Annotated in this window: 16 protein-coding genes; 14 read left to right on the forward strand and 2 right to left on the reverse strand. The window is 38.4% G+C overall.

What is annotated here, in order from left to right:
• Window positions 1–35 precede the first annotated feature (35 nt).
• Window positions 36–815, reverse strand: coding sequence for a DUF4931 domain-containing protein (locus LACDD01_RS01125; protein ID WP_061412823.1), 780 nt, complete (start codon window positions 813–815; stop codon window positions 36–38).
• Between the two features lie 160 nt (window positions 816–975).
• Here LACDD01_RS01125 and mnmA point away from each other — a divergent pair, with 160 nt between their 5' ends.
• The 9 genes from mnmA to LACDD01_RS01170 all read left to right on the forward strand — a co-directional run bounded on the left by mnmA (window position 976) and on the right by LACDD01_RS01170 (window position 12,022).
• The gene (gene mnmA, locus LACDD01_RS01130) at window positions 976–2,100 is read left to right on the forward strand and encodes a tRNA 2-thiouridine(34) synthase MnmA (RefSeq protein ID WP_029343388.1); all 1,125 of its coding nucleotides are present in this window, start codon (window positions 976–978) and stop codon (window positions 2,098–2,100) included.
• 98 nt (window positions 2,101–2,198) lie between these two features.
• Window positions 2,199–2,726 carry a hypothetical protein gene (locus tag LACDD01_RS01135; protein WP_061412826.1) on the forward strand — a complete coding sequence of 176 codons (528 nt, stop codon included), beginning with the start codon at window positions 2,199–2,201 and terminating at the stop codon, window positions 2,724–2,726.
• Window positions 2,727–2,918: 192 nt separating this feature from the next.
• Window positions 2,919–4,142, forward strand: a complete 1,224-nt coding sequence (rpsA, locus tag LACDD01_RS01140; RefSeq protein WP_004256275.1) for a 30S ribosomal protein S1 — start codon at window positions 2,919–2,921, stop codon at window positions 4,140–4,142.
• A 266-nt stretch (window positions 4,143–4,408) separates the two neighbouring features.
• Entirely contained in the window at window positions 4,409–5,167 is a 759-nt protein-coding gene (locus LACDD01_RS11410) for a YiiX/YebB-like N1pC/P60 family cysteine hydrolase (RefSeq protein ID WP_082779246.1), read from the forward strand.
• Between the two features lie 16 nt (window positions 5,168–5,183).
• Window positions 5,184–6,341: a hypothetical protein gene (locus tag LACDD01_RS01150; RefSeq protein WP_061412829.1), complete on the forward strand. Its 1,158-nt coding sequence runs from the start codon at window positions 5,184–5,186 to the stop codon at window positions 6,339–6,341.
• A gap of 112 nt (window positions 6,342–6,453) precedes the next feature.
• Window positions 6,454–8,082, forward strand: coding sequence for a glycoside hydrolase family 13 protein (locus LACDD01_RS01155; protein WP_061412832.1), 1,629 nt, complete (start codon window positions 6,454–6,456; stop codon window positions 8,080–8,082).
• A gap of 159 nt (window positions 8,083–8,241) precedes the next feature.
• Complete coding sequence (gene gnd / locus LACDD01_RS01160; RefSeq protein ID WP_061412835.1) at window positions 8,242–9,147, forward strand: phosphogluconate dehydrogenase (NAD(+)-dependent, decarboxylating); 906 nt, start codon at window positions 8,242–8,244, stop codon at window positions 9,145–9,147.
• Window positions 9,148–9,156: 9 nt separating this feature from the next.
• A complete protein-coding gene (gntK, locus tag LACDD01_RS01165) occupies window positions 9,157–10,653 on the forward strand; it encodes a gluconokinase (protein ID WP_061412839.1) in 1,497 nt (498 codons plus the stop codon).
• Between the two features lie 16 nt (window positions 10,654–10,669).
• The gene (locus LACDD01_RS01170) at window positions 10,670–12,022 is read left to right on the forward strand and encodes a gluconate:H+ symporter (RefSeq protein ID WP_061412842.1); all 1,353 of its coding nucleotides are present in this window, start codon (window positions 10,670–10,672) and stop codon (window positions 12,020–12,022) included.
• Between the two features lie 36 nt (window positions 12,023–12,058).
• On the opposite strand, the gene nhaC is transcribed toward LACDD01_RS01170, so the two are convergent.
• Entirely contained in the window at window positions 12,059–13,474 is a 1,416-nt protein-coding gene (gene nhaC, locus LACDD01_RS01175) for a Na+/H+ antiporter NhaC (protein ID WP_061412845.1), read from the reverse strand.
• A gap of 629 nt (window positions 13,475–14,103) precedes the next feature.
• On the opposite strand from nhaC, the gene pyrR reads away from it, so the two are divergent.
• From pyrR to LACDD01_RS01200, 5 genes are all read left to right on the forward strand, one after another.
• Window positions 14,104–14,628 (forward strand): bifunctional pyr operon transcriptional regulator/uracil phosphoribosyltransferase PyrR, encoded by a 525-nt coding sequence (gene pyrR / locus LACDD01_RS01180; protein ID WP_004256286.1) that lies wholly within the window; start codon window positions 14,104–14,106, stop codon window positions 14,626–14,628.
• A 2-nt stretch (window positions 14,629–14,630) separates the two neighbouring features.
• Window positions 14,631–15,917, forward strand: coding sequence for a uracil-xanthine permease family protein (locus tag LACDD01_RS01185; protein ID WP_017369180.1), 1,287 nt, complete (start codon window positions 14,631–14,633; stop codon window positions 15,915–15,917).
• A 100-nt stretch (window positions 15,918–16,017) separates the two neighbouring features.
• On the forward strand, window positions 16,018–16,941 hold the full coding sequence (locus LACDD01_RS01190) for an aspartate carbamoyltransferase catalytic subunit (protein WP_061412848.1): 924 nt from the start codon (window positions 16,018–16,020) through the stop codon (window positions 16,939–16,941).
• 23 nt (window positions 16,942–16,964) lie between these two features.
• Window positions 16,965–18,029, forward strand: coding sequence for a carbamoyl phosphate synthase small subunit (locus LACDD01_RS01195; protein ID WP_061412851.1), 1,065 nt, complete (start codon window positions 16,965–16,967; stop codon window positions 18,027–18,029).
• A 111-nt stretch (window positions 18,030–18,140) separates the two neighbouring features.
• A partial coding sequence (locus tag LACDD01_RS01200) for a biotin transporter BioY (RefSeq protein WP_231863334.1) occupies window positions 18,141–18,541 on the forward strand: 401 nt, incomplete at its 3' end.

Consider the following 18,541-nt stretch of genomic DNA (forward strand, 5'->3'; position numbering starts at 1 on the left):
TAACCTAATTTCTTATTTATAAAAGCAAAACTGGACTAGTCCAGCTTTGCTTTTAACTCTTTTGCGATTTCTTCTAAGCGATTGTCTTTGTTGACCTGAGGTATTTTATAGCCGATGTAGTAAGGAGAAGTGATAAACCGTGGTACAATCTTACAAATATAACGCTGGCTGTCCGGCATTTTGTAGAAAAAAAGATTGTAAGAATCACAGCGTCCGTTCATATAGTCATTCAGTAAATACTGTGTAATGAGCTGAACCTTATCAGCCAAATGATCGATATATTCAAGTTGGGAAATGATAACATTAAATTCCACAAATCCCATAATCGGACGAGTAGAGATTGTAATATCGACACTATTTTCTTTAAGTGTTACACCTTCAAAATTTTCAGGAGAGATATGTTCATAACCATCGGCCTCTTCCAAGCCAACAATCTGCATGTGTGGATGACGTAATGTTCCGCCAGAATGGGGGCCAAAGTTTTTAAACATAAGTACTGATTTATATTGGGGATTATCCAATAGCTTCTGCCAACATTCAAAAGCAAACCGAAAGACTTTTCTATTTTCTTGAACAGAGTAGGTAGAGACATCTCCGAGGTGTTTATCTGACTCGATAATCACAGTCATCAAAGAATTTTCGACAGTGGGAAATTTGTTTTTAAGCCAAATTTTGGGCCCTTGTCTGTCCAAAATATCTTTGAGATTGGGTGTATCGCAAAAAGGACAAACTCGCTTTGTTTCAGCAAGGTTTGCGTATTTATTTTTATTGATTTCCATGTTAAAAATTAAAGGATTATCTGTGTGTTCAATCATATTTCTATTATAGCATTTCGCAGTCTATTTATTTCTGGAAAAAACTGGTATAATAAATCGTTACCTATTATTTACTTCAGCCTTCAACTGAATGTAAGCTTTTTTGTTTTTCTAAAGAAAAATAGGAAATCTAATAAAAATAGAAAGAGATGGTGAACAAATAATGGATAATTCAAAAACAAGAGTCGTTGTCGGTATGTCTGGTGGCGTCGATAGTTCAGTTACAGCTTTAATGCTGAAAGAACAAGGTTACGATGTCGTTGGTGTTTTCATGAAAAACTGGGATGATACTGACGAAAATGGTGTATGTACTGCTACAGAAGACTACAAAGATGTAGCAGCAGTAGCGGATCAAATCGGTATTCCTTACTATTCTGTCAACTTTGAAAAAGAATATTGGGACCGTGTATTCGAGTATTTCTTGGCGGAATATCGTGCAGGCCGTACACCTAACCCAGATGTTATGTGTAATAAAGAAATTAAATTTAAGGCTTTTCTTGATTACGCAATGGAACTCGGAGCTGATTATGTAGCAACAGGTCACTATGCACGTGTAACAACTGATGAAGATGGCACAGTTCATATGCTTCGTGGTGTGGATAATAATAAAGATCAAACTTATTTCTTAAGTCAATTGTCACAAGCCCAACTGAAGAAAACAATGTTTCCGCTTGGTCATTTGGAAAAACCGGAAGTACGTGCAATTGCTGAACGTGCAGGACTTGCGACAGCAAAGAAAAAAGATTCGACTGGGATCTGTTTCATCGGTGAAAAGAATTTTAAAGAATTTTTGACAAACTATCTTCCTGCAACTTCAGGGAAAATGATGACACTAGATGGTGTAGAAATGGGAACTCATGCAGGACTCATGTATTATACCATTGGTCAACGTGGTGGTTTGGGAATTGGCGGTCAACATGGTCAAACAACAAGTGATCCGTGGTTTGTAGTAGGGAAAGATCTTAGTACAAATACACTCTATGTTGGACAAGGTTTCCATCATGAACATTTGTATTCTGATAATTTAACTGCCAGTGAATTGAGCTTTACTCGTCCAATGCCAGAAGAATTTGAAATGCATTGTACAGCCAAGTTCCGCTATCGTCAAGAAGATACAGGAGTAACAATCTCTGTTAAGGGAGATAAAGTTGCTGTCAAATTTGATGAACCTGTACGTGCCATCACTCCAGGACAAGCCGTTGTTTTTTATGATGGTGATGAATGTCTCGGCGGTGCCTTGATTGACTTTGCTTATAAAAACGGCCAAATTATGCAATACCAATAAAATAAGAGAAACGTGGGGCAACCCGCGTTTTATTTTTGATTAAATTTTAAATTTGTTATAATTTATTTATAATCAAAAACTTATTTAAGGGTGCGGATATGAAAAAAATTGGAAAAGGAAATATTGTTTTACTTGCATTAATATTGTTAACGAGCCTCGCATTTATTTGGAGTACAAATTACAAAGAACAAAGCAAACTATTAGCTGACAATATCACACTTCCATGGTTGAGACCAAGTTTTGATCAAGAAGGAACCACAGATCAACTCGTTGCGCAGATAGCTCAAGGAGATTACTCAAGTATACAAGGTAAATGGGCAAGTGAGCGTGGTGTGAATTACGAAATCGATGGGTCACGATTTCTTTTTGGTAAGCGTGAATATTATATGATAAAAGGTGGTTATGATAACTACGGAATTCCTTATATTATGACGGACAATAGACATTCAGCAAAACTATATTTTTATCCAGCAGGAAAACCGATTCCTACGCTTCAAGAAGATGGCACGGTTGTCGTTTCAGATATAGCAGATCCGAGTGATACAAGTAAAAATCGTCTCTTATTTGCGCAAACAGTACTCCCTTCAGAGCAAATAAAAGAAAACGTTTTCTATCACGAAAATTAAGCTGTAATGGCTTAATTTTTTTAGCGCTAAATACTGTAAAGACAAGTCGAAATAAACTTTTAGACAATTTAAAGGTATTCTTTATAAAAAAGAAGAAAAAAAGTATTAAAAAGCTTTCATTTCTCTCATAGTTGTGATATACTAAGTCATAAGACTGTAGACAGTCAAATTGTTGGAGGAATTTTTTTACAAATGAATGAATTTGAAACATTGTTAAACAGCGTTGAGGACGTTAAAGTACGTGACGTCGTAAAGGGTGAAATCCTTACTATCGAAAACGGGCAAGCAACAGTTGCTATCGTTGGTACAGGTGTTGAAGGTGTCCTTACACTTCGCGAAATCACAAACGACCGTGATGCTGATATCAATACATTCGTAAAACCTGGTGATATTCTTGATTTGCTTGTTATTAAACAAATCGTTGGTAAAGATGCTGAAGGTGCAAATGTATACCTTCTTTCATTGAAACGTCTTGAAGCTCGTAAAGCTTGGACTGAACTTGAAGGTAAAGAAGGCGAAATCCTTACAGTTAAAGTTACTAAAGACGTTAAAGGCGGACTTTCAGTAGACTATAACGGTGTTCGTGGATTTATCCCAGCGTCTATGATTGATACATACTTCGTTAAAGATACTAAGAAATTTGTTGGTCAAGAAATTGAAGCTAAAATTATCGAAATCAACGCTTCTGAAAACCGCTTCATCCTTAGCCGTCGTGCTGTAGTTGAAGCTGAAACTATCGAAATGCGTAAAGAAGCTTTTGCTCAATTGAACGAAGGCGATATCGTTGAAGGTACTGTTTCACGTGTTACTAACTTCGGTGCATTCGTTGACCTTGGTGGTATTGACGGACTTGTTCACGTTTCAGAACTTAGCCACAACCGTGTTAAACGTCCATCAGACGTTGTAAAACCTGGTGATAAAGTTGAAGTTAAAATCTTGAAACTTGATGAAGAAGCTGGTCGTCTTTCACTTTCTCTTAAAGCTACACAAGCTGGCCCATGGGAACAAGTTGAAGAAAAAGCACCAGTTGGCTCAACTGTTGAAGGAACTGTTAAACGTCTCACTGACTTCGGTGCATTCGTTGAACTCTTCCCAGGCGTTGAAGGACTTGTTCACGTTTCACAAATCTCTTGGGAACGTGTTGAAAATCCAAAAGACGTACTTAAAGTTGGTCAAGTTGTGAACGTAAAAGTTCTCGACGTGAAACCTGAAGAAGAACGTATCTCACTTTCAATCAAAGCATTGGAAGAAGCTCCAGCTCGCCCAGCTCGTAATAACGAAGATGGCGAAAAACGTGACCGTAAACCACGTGCTCCACGTAAAGCAGCTAAACCAAGCTACGATCTTCCAGAAACTCAAGAAGGTTTCTCACTCGCAGACTTCCTTGGTGAAGACTTCGACATCAACGATTTGTAAGAAAATCTCCAGAAAAGTCGCTTAAGCGACTTTTTTGATCTTTGATAAAAATTTCTTTTGGCAATTTGAAATTGACTTCTGAACTTAATAGTTCAGGAGTTTTTCTATTTTATTGAGGTTTCTTTGTGTTGATTGCGAAAGCTTAAAGCATTTCGAGAGCTTTCTATTTATTTCTTTGATTTAATTTTTCTTTATAAAACAGAAAGATTATAGATGTTAAATCTATGTTAAGATGAAAGAAAAAATTATTGGAAAAGAGGAAATTTATGTTGAAAAATAAAAAACAAGTATCAGTCGGACTGATAAGCATTGTTTTATTAACCTTAGGAGGGGTGGTCCAAGTTCAAGCCGAATCCTTGGAAGATTTGAAAGCAAGGATGGCAGAGCATGTAAAAAAAATAGAAAGGAGCAGTCGCTCAGCAGATGTTCAAGAAACAAGAAAAATGGAAAAAGAACTAGAAGTAATGTATTTGAAGCTGGTCGATCAAGAAATGAAGGAAAATAAAATCATGGAAAAAATTGATAACTTACCAGTAGTTCCGGATAAGACAGAGCGAACACGTGCGCGACATGGCAGATGGACCTGGCGTGATGGCGTTATCGCTGTGACAAACAATGGAATTTCTGGAAGCTGGCATGCGGGAATAGTAGCGCCACAAAAATCATGGGTTACTGCAGAATCTTCCCCAAAAACAGGGGTTAAGCTTCAATATAACTTTGAAGGGCGTGGAAAAGTAGGCAACCATAACGTCTGGCAAACAGGTGTAAAGTCAACATCTGTCTCACAAGATTGGTATGCAGGTCATTGGGCGGGAAGACAGGTAGGCAAGCCTTATAACTATAACTTCTATCGTACCAATAACAGAAACAGCTTTTACTGCTCGCAGCTGGTTTGGGCAGCCTATATGGATGTTGCTAAGGTTAATCTCAATACCTCTGCTTACGATATTCCTGGTGCTAGAGCCATTCATCCTTCGGAGCTGCTTTATAATAATAAAGTTCAGTTGATTTATCGTGCCAAATAAGGATGTATATCACACTATGAAAAAAATAATATTACTCATTATAGCAGCTGTTTTCTTCTCACTTGGTGCCGTTTTTTTAGTCTATAGAGGTATCCCTAAAGGTAATCAAAGCTTTAAAACAAGTAAAAAAATTGATTTTTATATTATGTCGTCTAAAAAGATTGTGGGTTTTGAGAAGAGTGATGAAGGGGCAAAGAAACGCTCAGAAGACAAAGTAAAGCTAGGAGAAGATACTGCAACCCATAATCTCCAACCAGATTCGAAAAATAACCATTTCTTCGTTTTTGAAGATTTCACACCTGGCCCTTTTCCAAGGGGACCACAAAACGTCGTGAGCTTAGATCTTGAAAAAGGAAGATTATCAAAAGCAGAATATCCTGAAGGGCCAATCACAGGTGCGGGATTTGATGGAAATTTTTACTATCCTATGACCAGTCAATATAAGGGAGGATCTATTCATAAATATGATAAGTCGAAAACACTAAAAAAACAGTATAAATTCCCAGATACAGCTGACAACGTGATGCCTGCTGCAGCAACCGATGAGCAATATCTTTATGTTTTGAATAATGTGACGAATAAGGGGGAAAAGTATACATACAACAATCTTGTGACTTTTGATAAAAACAATTTAACGAAAGTAGATGAAAGGTTAATCACCAATACAAGTCCTAACGTAGCAAACTCAGAAGGCTTTATGGATATAAAACTAATAGGAAATAAATTTTACCTGACCAATAGAGGGAATCGCTTGAAGAGTAATCCTTATGAACCCACTCCACAAGATAAATTGGTTATCCTTGATAAAGAGAGTTTGGCACGCAAGGAAGTTAGCTTGGGGCAAGATGAACCACATAAAATAGCAGTATCCAGTGATGAAAAAATTTTAGCCATTAGTCATGCGAATGACAGTTTTGATACCTCAATGATAATAAGTTTCTACGACATAGATAGCCAAAAAATTCGTCGGTTAGTACTTGATGAATCACTCATGGAGAACTATTCTACAGAAGATATGCTAATTAATGTCGACTTTGATAAAGATGGTAAAGTTTGGATTTTAACTTGGAAAAATCTTCTTGTCTATGATTTAGAAAAGCAAGAAAAAATTTTCGGACTTGATTTAGTAAAATATGATTTAGAATACGCACATTTATTAGCTTTGAAGAAATGATACCTCATGTGATCAAAAAATTCTTTACCTTTTTGTTGCTCATTTTGTTTAAAAATGCTATCATATTTTTAAGCAACCGCTTGCGTAAAAATGAAAAAAGAGGAAATAAATAATGAATCAACAAAATTGGTGGCAAGAAATTGTGATGTATCAGATTTATCCGAGAAGTTTTCAAGACAGTAATGGAGATGGTATAGGCGATATTAAAGGTATTATTTCGCGTTTAGATTATCTTGCTGAGCTAGGTATTGGTGGTATTTGGCTTAGTCCTGTTTATCAGTCTCCCAATGATGATAATGGTTATGATATTTCAGATTATGAGTCTATTATGGACGAATTTGGCACAATGAGAGACATGGAAATACTTATTTCTGAAGCAGATAAACGTGGTATCAAAATTATTATGGATCTAGTTGTTAATCATACCAGCGATGAGCATCCATGGTTTATTGAAGCAAGAAAATCTAAAGAAAATAACTACCACGACTATTATATCTGGAGAGATGCACCATCTGATGGCAGTTTGCCTAATGATTTGAAGTCAATCTTCGGAGGCCCTGCTTGGCAATGGGATGAAGTTGTAGAGCAATACTATTTGCATTTGTTCAGCAAGAAGCAACCGGATCTCAATTGGGAAAATGAAAAACTCCGCCAAGCCATTTATGAGATGATGAACTTTTGGATAGATAAAGGTATCGGAGGTTTCCGTATGGATGTCATCGATTTGATTGGGAAGCAACCAAATCAAGGTATTACAGGAAATGGACCAAAATTACACGATTATTTGAAGGAGATGAATCAGGCGACTTTTGGTGATAAAAATCTGCTGACTGTAGGAGAAACTTGGGGCGCAACACCTGAAATTGCGAAACAATATTCTAACCCAGCCAATAAAGAGCTCTCGATGGTATTCCAATTTGAACATATCGGTTTAGATGAAGCTGAAGGAAAAACCAAGTGGGATTTGATGCCACTAGAGATTCCAAAATTAAAGGAGGTCTTTAGTAAATGGCAAACAGAATTAGGAAATGAAGGCTGGAATTCACTCTTTTGGAATAACCATGATCTGCCAAGGATTGTCTCACGTTGGGGTAATGATAAAGAATACCGTGTAGAATCGGCTAAAATGCTAGCTATTCTCCTACATATGATGAAAGGAACTCCGTACATTTATCAAGGAGAAGAAATTGGCATGACCAATAAACCTGTAAATGATATTGAACAAATTGATGATATTGAAAGTCGAAATATGTATTTTGAGAGATTGGAGGAAGGTTACAGTAAGGAGGATATTCTTCATTCAATCAACGCAAAGGGACGTGACAATGCACGTACACCGATGCAATGGAGCAATGAAAAATCAGCTGGATTTAGTGCAGGCCATCCTTGGTTAGCCATTAACCCTAACTATGAAAAAATTAATGTAGAGGCAGCCTTAGAGGATGAAAATTCCATCTTTTACACTTATCAAAAGTTGATTGCTTTACGTAAAGAAAACCCGATCATCGTCTGGGGCGAGTTCAAGCTAATTAAAAATACAGCAGAAGAAGTTTTTGCTTATATTCGATCTTACAAAGGTGAAAACTGGTTAATTGTGGCTAATTTCAGTACTAAGGAAAATCAATTTTCTTCCTCATATGAAGTAAAAGAGGAAGTAATTCATAACTATTCTGAGGCTATTGATAATGTGGAAGAAATTGTCCTCAAACCTTATGAAGCCTTTGTTGCTAAACTTAAATAAATTACAAACCACCTTACTTCAATCGGAGTAAGGTTTTTTTGTGCATCTTTTAACAGAAAAACATTTACATTTAAATTGTTGACAAATGAAAAAGAATTACTTATAATAAAAGAAAGCGTTATCAAAATATTGACAGATAATTTAAGGAGAGTAGATATAATGAAATTTGGAATGATCGGTCTTGGAAAAATGGGCTACAACTTAGTACAAAATGCTGTGGATCATGGTATCGAAGTGGCGGCTTTTGATCAAAATGAAGCGATTGCGCATGAAGCAGAAAAATATTCTGAAAAAATAACCGCAGCTCATAGCTTGGAAAATCTTTTAAGTAAACTTCCAAGTCCTAAGATAGTATGGGTAATGTTGCCAGCCGGAGAAGCGACAAATTCAACAATTGAACAGCTTTCTGAACAACTCTCTGCGGGCGACATTCTTATTGATGGCGGAAATTCTAATTATAAAGACAACTTGAAGCAAAATGAAGAACTTAAAAAGAAGGGGATTCACTTTTTCGATGTTGGAACTTCGGGAGGAATGGCTGGTGCACGTTCTGGCGGAAATTTTATGATTGGTGGAGATGACGAGGCATCTTGGAAAGTTCTTGAACCACTATTTAAAGCCTTGGCGCAAGAGAACGGTTATCTCTATACTGGAAAATTAGGGAGCGGGCATTATCTCAAAATGATTCACAATGGGATTGAATATGGCATGATGCAGGCTATTGCTGAAGGCTTTGAAATTTTGGAAGCTTCACCTTATGATTATGATTACGAGGCGGTAGCAAAACTATGGAATCATGGTTCGGTTATTCGTAGCTGGTTGATGGAATTGGCTGAAGCACAGTTTGCTCAAGACCCAAAATTAGAAGATATTGCAGGAAAAGTTGCAGCTTCGGGTGAAGGAAAATGGACAGTGGAAGAAAGTCTAGATTTAGAAGTCCCTGCCCCAATCATTGCTCTCTCACTCATGATGCGAAATCGTAGTTTACAAGAAGATACAATGACAGGGAAAGTTGTTGCTGCCTTGCGTAAAGGTTTTGGTGGACATGCAGTAGTAGAAAAGTAAGGAGAAAAAATGGAATATTTGATTGGTCTTGACCTAGGGACGACTGCAACTAAGGCAGTTCTCTTTAAAAAAGACGGAGAAATCGTGGCTAGTAGCAGTCATGGCTATAAACTTCATCGGGATTCGACAGGAATGGCAGAAGAATCCCTGGAAGACATTTTCGAAGCTGTTTTGATTACTATTCGTGAGGTTTCAATTCATCTAGAAGAGGAAGATGAGCTCTTAGCTGTATCTTTCAGTACACAACTGCACTCACTTATTGCTTTTGACCAAGAGTGGCAACCTTTGACAAGAGTGATTACGTGGGCAGATACACGAGCAGTTGCTTGTACAGATGAACTGAAGTCTTCAGGACAAGGTTTTGAAATTTATCAACGAACAGGAACACCGATTCATCCGATGGCGCCACTCTCAAAACTTTTATGGCTAGCAAGTGAACGCCCAGAAGTTTTTGAAAATGCAACGCACTATCTTGACTTGAAAGGTTATATTTTCTATCGTCTCTTTAAAACGAACAAGATGGACTTGTCGGTTGCAACTGGAACAGGAATTTTTAATATTCATGAGTTGAACTGGGACAAGGAAGTTCTAAAACTCGTGAAAGTTTCCCAACAGCAACTTCCACAAGTCGTTGAACCTTATGAGATTGAAGAGGGAATGCCTTCAGAATTTGCCAAGAAGATGGGCATTCCTGAGACAACTAAGTTTGTCTGGGGCGCAGGAGATGGTCCACTTTCTAATCTTGGTGTTAACGCCATTAAACCAGGAGTAGCTGCAATTACTATTGGGACTTCAGGCGCGATTCGTGTGGTAACAGACAAGCCACGTGTCGATGCTAAAGCACGGACATTTACCTATGCTTTGGATAAGGAACATTGGGTAGTTGGAGGTCCAGTTAACTCTGGTGGCGATGTTTTCCGTTGGATAAGAGATCAAATTTTCGATGAGGAATTAAACTTTGACGAAATTACTGAGATTGCCGCGCAGATAGAGGCGGGAGCAGAAGGTCTGCTTTTCCATCCTTATTTGGGCGGGGAACGTGCTCCTCTTTGGGATGCTAATGCCAGAGGCTCCTTCTTTGGCTTAAACCATGGACATAATCGGGATCATATGGCCCGCGCCGTTTTAGAGGGTGTAATGTTCAATCTTTACATGGTGGCTCTAAGTTTGATTGAAGTGACAGGAGATTTAAAGCAAATCCAAGCAACAGGCGGATTTGTCAGTTCAGAGTTATGGACACAAATTTTAGCTGATATTTTTGAACAACCAATTAATGTGCCAGAAAGCAAGGAAGCAGGCTGTTTAGCAGCTGTGGTAATGGCAGAAAAAGCCTTAGGATTGATTGATGATTTGGGTGTTGTTGAGCAAATGATCGGATCTAATGCAACCTACAAGCCTAACAGTAAGAATTTTAAAGCTTATAGAGAATTATCAATCATTTTTGTACAATTGGCCCGTAGTTTTGAAGAAAGTTATAAGGCTATAGCTGACTATCAGCGTAAATAAAAGTTAGGAGATTTTTATGGATTTACTTATCGTTTTGGTCGGAGTATTGATCTTGCTTTTCTTGATTGGGAAAGCTAAGTTGAATACTTTTGTCTCTCTGGTTATCGTTTCCTTTATTGTTGCGATGCTTCTTGGGATTGATTTAGCAAAGATTCCAACTTCTATCGAAACAGGGATTGGCGGGCAGCTCGGTCATTTAGGAATTATCTTTGGGTTTGGAGCCATGCTTGGCCGCTTGGTCTCAGATGCCGGCGGTGCCTATCGTATTGCGCACACGCTGATTGACAAATTTGGGAATAAAAGGATTCAGCTTGCTGTTGTTTTAGCTTCCTTTATCATTGGAATCGCACTTTTCTTTGAAGTCGGTATGGTTCTTTTAATTCCAATTATCTTTGCGATTGCTGCAGAACTCGCTATTCCAATTCTCTATTTGGGTATTCCGATGGTTGCAGCTCTGTCTGTGGCCCATGGCTTCCTCCCCCCTCACCCTGGACCTACAGCCATTGCAGGTGTTTACGGGGCAAATATGGGCTTAGTCCTTTTTTACGGTTTTATTATTGCCGTACCTACAGTTCTCATCGCAGGACCTCTCTTTACAAAATTTGCGAAAAAGATGGTACCGGATGCTTTCTCAAGAAAAGGCAATCTGTCAACAGTTGGAGAATATAAAGAGTTCAGACTTGAAGAAACACCCTCTTTCTTGTCAGCAACGCTTACCTCACTTATGCCAGTTCTTTTGATGGCCATTTCTACTTTATACGTGATGGTGGCACATGGAGGCAAAACACCAAAAAATCCAAGTGCGCTAGATAATATAGTTGCTTTTATTGGTAGCCCGGATGTGGCAATGCTTCTTTCACTACTTATCGCTATCTTTACCATGGGTATTTTCCGTAAGATTCCAATGAAGCGTTTAATGGCATCAGCAGAAGCTTCTATTAAACAGATTGCCATGATGCTCCTAATTATTGGTGGTGGTGGTGCCTTTAAACAAGTCCTTATTGATGGTGGAGTGGGTGACTCAGTTGCTCAAATCTTCCAAGGTAGCCGTCTGTCACCCTTGATTTTAGCTTGGTTAATTGCTGTTGTTCTACGTTTAGCTTTGGGTTCTGCCACAGTAGCAGCCTTAACTGCAGCTGGACTCGTTTTACCTTTAATGGCAGCTACAGGTACAAATCCGGCTTTGTTAGTTATTGCTACAGGCGCAGGCTCACTTTTCTTTAGTCATGTCAATGACGCAGGCTTCTGGATGTTTAAAGAATATTTCAATCTTACAGTTAAAGAAACGCTGTTAACATGGTCGCTTTTAGAAACATTAATTGCCATTGTTGGGCTTGTTGGTGCTCTTATATTGAATATTTTTGTATAATAAAAAAGCCATTAGAGAGATTCTAATGGCTTTTTCTTATAGGCTTTTCGTTTTAGTAACGAAGTCTTTTGTTTTCATACTGGAAATCTTTTTAACTCCAAGGCCAGTAAAAGCGCTGATAAGAGAAAAGACAGGGGAGAACAAACTAAAGAAGACAAAAGGTAAGTAAGTCAGAGTTGGTACGCCGAAAGTACTGGCAACGAAACTCCCTGCAATTCCCCAAGGAATAAGGTAGTTGATGACTGTTCCGCCATCCTCAAGCGTACGTCCCAAGACAACGGGGTCAAGATTGGCTTTTTTGTAGACCTCTTTAAACGCGTTACCAGGAAGAATTACCGAAAGGAATTGCTCACCAATAAAGATATTTACACCGATACTAGTGAACAAGGTCGTTGTGATCAAACTCTTTGGTGAGGCCAGTTTATGTGCAACCCGGTCCATGACTGTCGAAACAAGTCCTGTTTTCATGAGGAGACCGCCAAGAGATAAGGTAAGAATGATGAGTGATACTGTTGGCATCATGCTTTCAATTCCGCCACGTGAAAGTAGGAGGTCAATTTCTTGATTTCCTGTTGCTGATTTAAAACCAGAATCAATCAATAAACCGAGGTCAGTAACTTTTGTATGTGGATTCTGAATAAATATCATTACTAAAGCGATACCAATATTCAAAAGAATAGTAAGGATAGCGGGGATTTTTTTCCAAGCACAAACAAACATGAGGAGGATAGGAATGAAGGCCCAGGCCGAAATTGAAAAATTAGCATGTAGAACTTTTGTGACTTCAGCAATCTTATCTAAACTGGTTGCTTGATTGCTGACACCTAACATAGCAAATAAGACTAAAGAAACCACAAATGCTGGAAGTGTCGACCACATAAGATTTTTGATGTGCTTAAATAAATCCGCATCCACAACGGCAGCAGTAAGGTTTGTTGATTCTGAAAGTGGAGACATTTTATCTCCGAAAACAGCACCAGAGACAATCGCCCCTACGATGAGAGCAGGATTGAGTCCGAGCGTTGCACCGATACCAAAGAAAGCAATACCGATAGTTGACATCACGGTAAAGGCACTTCCGACGGCACTCCCTACAATCGCACAGACAATGAAGACTGAAGGTACGAACCATTTGACACTGATAATATTAAAACCAAGAACCATCAGAGTAGGTATGATTCCAGCTTGAATCCATACAGCGATTAAGGAGCCTACTAAAATAAAGATAAATATTGGGATGATGCCAGGTTTTATTCCGGAGATTATGCCATCATGAATCGCATCAAAGGGCATACGTTTCGCAGACATGTAAATCATGACAATACCGATAGCAAACAAAATGGCAATATTTGGTGCAATCTTAAAGCCAATTACGGAAATGGCAATTGTTGCGATGACTAAAGTAAGCATGAGACAGGCTTCCATCATGCTGGGTTGTTTTATTTTTTTCATATATTTTTCCTTGTAGATTAACTTGTGTTTTGTAATTGTTTATGAACTTCTGTTAAACAATATCGGATAATTCCTCCACAGGATAAATAACTTATGTTCTGTGAGCTCATATCTTTCCTCCTTTTGAAATAAAAAATCGCCCTCAGCTTAAGAAGCTAAGGGCGAATTTCTCCACGGTACCACCTTATTTTTAAAACAGCGAGTGTTTTTCTTTATAATTTCAATTATTATTTTTTCTCAGCTCATTTTAGTGTAATTCAACAAATAGTTCTGATCGGTTCGCAGCAACCACCGACTTTCTGAACAAGAAAACTATTTCCTACTGGGTTAAAATGTTTTTTAGCTTATGTACAAGAATATATTAAAGTCTTTAATTTGTCAAAAATATTTACTCGAAGTATGGAAATATTCTGTATATTGATAATAATTTTATTTTTAAAAGGGGAACCTGTCGTAAATTCTTGCAAAAAAATCAAGGATTTGCTATAATCACTATAACCTTTAAGTGTGTCCAGAGAGGCAGGCAAGGTCAGAATCTTGAATGAACTTAATTAAAGTATATTATAGAGTATTTTCTGATACCTTCCCTAGCCCTTGGACTAGGGAATTTTTCTATATTGGAGTGTTTTATGGCAAAAAAAGAAATCATTGATGAAATCACAATGAAACGTGCGATTACACGTATTACTTATGAAATTATTGAACGAAACAAAGAATTGGATAAACTTGTTCTTATCGGAATTAAGACACGCGGTGTGTACTTGGCTCAACGAATCCAAGAGCGCTTGGCCCAGTTGGAAAATATCGATATGCCTTTAGGCGAACTTGATACACGTCCATTCCGTGATGATAAGAAAGCGACAGAAGATACAACAGAAATTAACGTTGATATTACAGGAAAAGACATTGTCTTAGTAGACGACGTGCTCTATACTGGTCGTACGATTCGTGCAGCGATTGATGGGTTAGTTGACCGTGGACGCCCTGCGCGTGTTCAGTTAGCAGTCTTAGTGGATCGTGGCCATCGTGAATTGCCGATTCGTGCGGATTATGTTGGAAAAAATATTCCCACGTCCCAAGGTGAAGAAATTATCGTCAACATGTCAGAAGTTGATGGTGAAGATAGCATCTTAATTAAGAAAGAAGAGGCTTAATTGTGTCCAGTAATACAGATATTCTTTTAAAAGTTGACGAAAAACCGAAAGGCGGTCAATGGTTTGGCCTTTCTTTCCAACATCTTTTTGCCATGTTTGGCTCAACGGTTTTAGTTCCAATCCTCGTAGGTATTGATCCTGCAATTGCCTTGCTTAGTTCTGGTTTAGGAACTTTAGCACATATGTCGGTGACACGGTTTAAAGTCCCAGCTTATATGGGTTCAAGTTTTGCTTACATTGGGGCAATGCAACTTCTGATGAAGCAAGGTGGAATGCCAGCAATTGCTCAAGGGGCTTTAACCGGTGGTTTAGTTTACTTACTTGTTGCCATTATTGTTCGTTTTGCTGGGCAAGGCTGGATTGACCGAGTTTTACCACCTATCGTTGTGGGTCCAATCGTTATGGTCATCGGTCTTTCCTTGGCGCCTGTAGCTATCAATGACTCCATGTATACTAATCCAGGAGCGATGACAGGATATAGTTTGCCTTTCTTAGCTATTTCTATGATTACTGTCATGGCAATCGTTATTTTCAGTATCTATGGTAAAGGCTTCCTATCTGTAGTTCCGATTTTGCTCGGTATTGTCACCGGATATATCGCAGCCATCATCATTGGAAAAGTAACTGGTCAAAGCATTGTGGACTTTTCAAATGTTTCCCAAGCAAGCTGGCTCTCGCTTCCTACAATGGAAATACCATTCCTAAGTTATAAATGGGCCTTTTATCCGTCTGCAATCTTGACAATGGCACCCATTGCCTTTGTTACAATGACAGAGCACTTTGGACATATTATGGTTTTGAATTCCTTGACAGGCAAGGATTATTTTAAAGAACCAGGACTTGACCGTACTTTAGCGGGTGATGGTGTAGCACAAGTTATTGCCTCATTCATCGGTGCACCCCCAGTAACTTCATATGGTGAAAATATCGGTGTTATGGCTATTACGAAGATACATTCGATCTATGTTATCGCTGGCGCCGCTGTTCTTGCGGTAGTAGTCAGCTTCATCGGGAAATTGACAGCCTTGCTAACTTCTATCCCAAGTCCGGTTATCGGTGGAGCTTCCATCGCCCTCTTTGGAGTTATTGCAGCGAGTGGTTTGAAAATTATTGTTGAAAATAAAATCAACTTTGATATCAAACGTAACTTGTTAATTTCAAGTGTCGTACTGGTTATTGGTATTGGAGGTATGGTTCTTGATATCACGCAAAATCTACAAATTTCATCTGTAGCTATTGCAACAATTATTGGTATTGTGCTTAATCTGGTTTTGCCAGAGGAAGCTTAATATAGCGATTTGCTCTTTAAAGGACAAATCACAGTCGTTCATTAACATTTTTAAAAATCATGCTACAGAGAGAGCATGATTAGGGTAAAGGAGACCTATAATGTCAGTAACAAATGGTTTAGTAAGCTTGTCACATTTAACAAGCATGGAAGTGTTGTCAACAGAAGAAGTTATGGCTTTGATCAAACGTGCTTCCGAGTTTAAGAAGGGAACAGCAAAATTTGAAAATGATCGTCAAATTTTCACTTCTAATCTGTTCTTTGAAAACAGCACACGAACACATAACTCTTTCCATATCGCTGAACGTAAATTAGGCTTAGATGTGCTTGAATTTGATGTTGGAACAAGTGCATTGAGCAAAGGTGAGACACTGTACGATACAATTTTAACCTTAGATGCACTTGGCGTTGAAGTTTGTGTGATTCGCTCTTCTGAGGAACATTACTACGATCAGTTGATCAATTCAGATAATATCCATTGTGCCATTGTAAATGGTGGTGATGGAAGTGGACAACATCCAAGCCAATGTTTGCTGGATTTGATGACGATTTACGAAGAATTTGGGAAATTTGAAGGTTTAAAAATTGCCATCTCTGGTGATTTAACTCATTCTCGTGTTGCCAAATCAAATATGATGATGCTTCAGAAATTAGGGGCTCAAATCTATTTCACTGGACCTGAAAAATGGTACAAGGAAGAAGAATTCGGTGCTTATGGTAGTTATGCGCATCTGGATGATATCCTCCCAGAACTTGATGTGCATATGTTACTCCGTGTTCAATACGAACGCCATACAGCTGGAGATATTATTTCCAAAGAAGATTATCATGAACGCTATGGTTTAACCGTAGATCGTGCCGAAAAACTGCGTGATACAGCTATTATTATGCACCCTGCGCCAGTAAATCGTGATGTTGAAATTGCGGATAGCTTAGTAGAATGTGCGAAAAGCCGTATCGTCCAACAAATGACCAACGGTGTTTACACTCGTATGGCTATTTTAGAAGCAGTATTACGTGACTAAGCGAAGAATTATTGGAGGAATCTATGAAGCGACTGTTAATATTAGAAGATGGAACCATTTTTGAAGGGCAAGCAATTGGTGCCAATACAGATATCACTGGAGAACTTGTTTTTAGTACTGGAATGACCGGTTATCAAGAATCCATCACTGATCAATCTTATAATGGGCAAATCTTGACCTTTACTTATCCATTGGTTGGAAATTATGGAGTTAATCGAGACGACTACGAATCAATTCATCCAAGCTGTAAAGCAGTCGTGGTGAGTGAAGCAGCACGCCGTCCATCAAACTGGCGTATGCAGATGTCACTGGATGAATTCTTAGAAGCTAAAAATATCCCAGGTATTTCAGGTATTGATACACGAGCTCTTACGAAAATTATACGTCAACATGGCACTATGAAGGCAGCTTTGGTTAATGCTAAAGATGAAATAGAGCACCAAATGAGTCAACTTAAAGCAACGGTTTTACCTAATAATCAAGTGGAAAAAAGCAGCACTTTAACAGCATACTCTTCCCCAAATACAGGAAGAAAAGTAGTCGTTGTTGACTTTGGTCTTAAACATTCAATTCTACGTGAATTATCAAAAAGACATTGCGACATTACTGTCGTACCCCATAGTACGACTGCGGAAGAAATTTTAGAGATGAATCCAGATGGCGTCATGCTCACTAATGGACCTGGGGATCCAACAGATGTACCACAAGCTGTCACAATGATTCAACAGATTCAAGGTAAAGTTCCGATTTTTGGAATTTGTTTGGGGCACCAACTCTTCAGTCTAGCAAATGGCGCAACAACTTACAAGATGAAATTTGGGCATCGTGGCTTTAACCATGCTGTCAGAGAAATTGCAACAGGTCGAATTGACTTTACTAGCCAAAACCATGGTTATGCTGTGTCCGCAGATGATCTACCAGAAGATCTTTTGGTTACACATGTAGAAATAAACGATGCATCCATTGAAGGGGTACGCCACAAACGCTATCCAGCCTTTTCGGTGCAATTTCACCCAGATGCGGCTCCTGGCCCACATGATGCAAGTTTTTTATTTGATGACTTTATGGATATGATGGATGAATATTAAAATTAAAAAACAGCTGAAAAGGCTGTTTTTTTAATAAATCATAAAGTTTAAGATTGTATTCTTTTATAAAAGTTGATATAATTTTATCTATAAAACAAAAAGGACATTTTTATGAAAATTTCTAAAACATATTCTATTACTCTGATCGCTTTAGGAGCCGCGATTATTGCAGTACTTTCTCCTTTGGCTATTCCTGTGGGGATTGTACCCATAACACTTCAAACTTTAGCTATTGGGCTTATTGCAACGCTGCTACAGCCTCGTGAGAGCTTTTTTGCATTACTGATTTACCTCGTTTTAGGAGCAGTTGGTTTGCCTGTTTATGCAGGAGGAGCATCAGGAATTGGCGCTTTATTTGGTCCAACAGGTGGATTTTTATTCTCCTTTGTACTCGTAGCACCTCTCCTTTCGTACTTTTTACAGAAGACTCAACGCAAATTTTTCTCTATTTTATTGACAAATCTTCTAGCTCAGTTTTTGATTCTTGTATTTGGTACCGTATGGCTGAAATT

The sequence above is a fragment of the Lactococcus sp. DD01 genome (assembly GCF_001578715.1).
In the GTDB taxonomy this organism is placed as follows: Bacteria; Bacillota; Bacilli; order Lactobacillales; family Streptococcaceae; genus Lactococcus; species Lactococcus petauri.

Bases quoted from the DNA above. Each gene is read 5' to 3' on its own strand.
- LACDD01_RS01125 (WP_061412823.1), bottom strand. From the start codon at position 815: ATGATTGAACACACAGATAATCCTTTAATTTTTAACATGGAAATCAAT.
- LACDD01_RS01135 (WP_061412826.1), top strand. From the start codon at position 2,199: ATGAAAAAAATTGGAAAAGGAAATATTGTTTTACTTGCATTAATATTG.
- rpsA (WP_004256275.1), top strand. From the start codon at position 2,919: ATGAATGAATTTGAAACATTGTTAAACAGCGTTGAGGACGTTAAAGTA.
- LACDD01_RS11410 (WP_082779246.1), top strand. From the start codon at position 4,409: ATGTTGAAAAATAAAAAACAAGTATCAGTCGGACTGATAAGCATTGTT.
- LACDD01_RS01150 (WP_061412829.1), top strand. From the start codon at position 5,184: ATGAAAAAAATAATATTACTCATTATAGCAGCTGTTTTCTTCTCACTT.
- LACDD01_RS01155 (WP_061412832.1), top strand. From the start codon at position 6,454: ATGAATCAACAAAATTGGTGGCAAGAAATTGTGATGTATCAGATTTAT.
- gnd (WP_061412835.1), top strand. From the start codon at position 8,242: ATGAAATTTGGAATGATCGGTCTTGGAAAAATGGGCTACAACTTAGTA.
- gntK (WP_061412839.1), top strand. From the start codon at position 9,157: ATGGAATATTTGATTGGTCTTGACCTAGGGACGACTGCAACTAAGGCA.
- LACDD01_RS01170 (WP_061412842.1), top strand. From the start codon at position 10,670: ATGGATTTACTTATCGTTTTGGTCGGAGTATTGATCTTGCTTTTCTTG.
- nhaC (WP_061412845.1), bottom strand. From the start codon at position 13,474: ATGAAAAAAATAAAACAACCCAGCATGATGGAAGCCTGTCTCATGCTT.
- pyrR (WP_004256286.1), top strand. From the start codon at position 14,104: ATGGCAAAAAAAGAAATCATTGATGAAATCACAATGAAACGTGCGATT.
- LACDD01_RS01190 (WP_061412848.1), top strand. From the start codon at position 16,018: ATGTCAGTAACAAATGGTTTAGTAAGCTTGTCACATTTAACAAGCATG.
- LACDD01_RS01195 (WP_061412851.1), top strand. From the start codon at position 16,965: ATGAAGCGACTGTTAATATTAGAAGATGGAACCATTTTTGAAGGGCAA.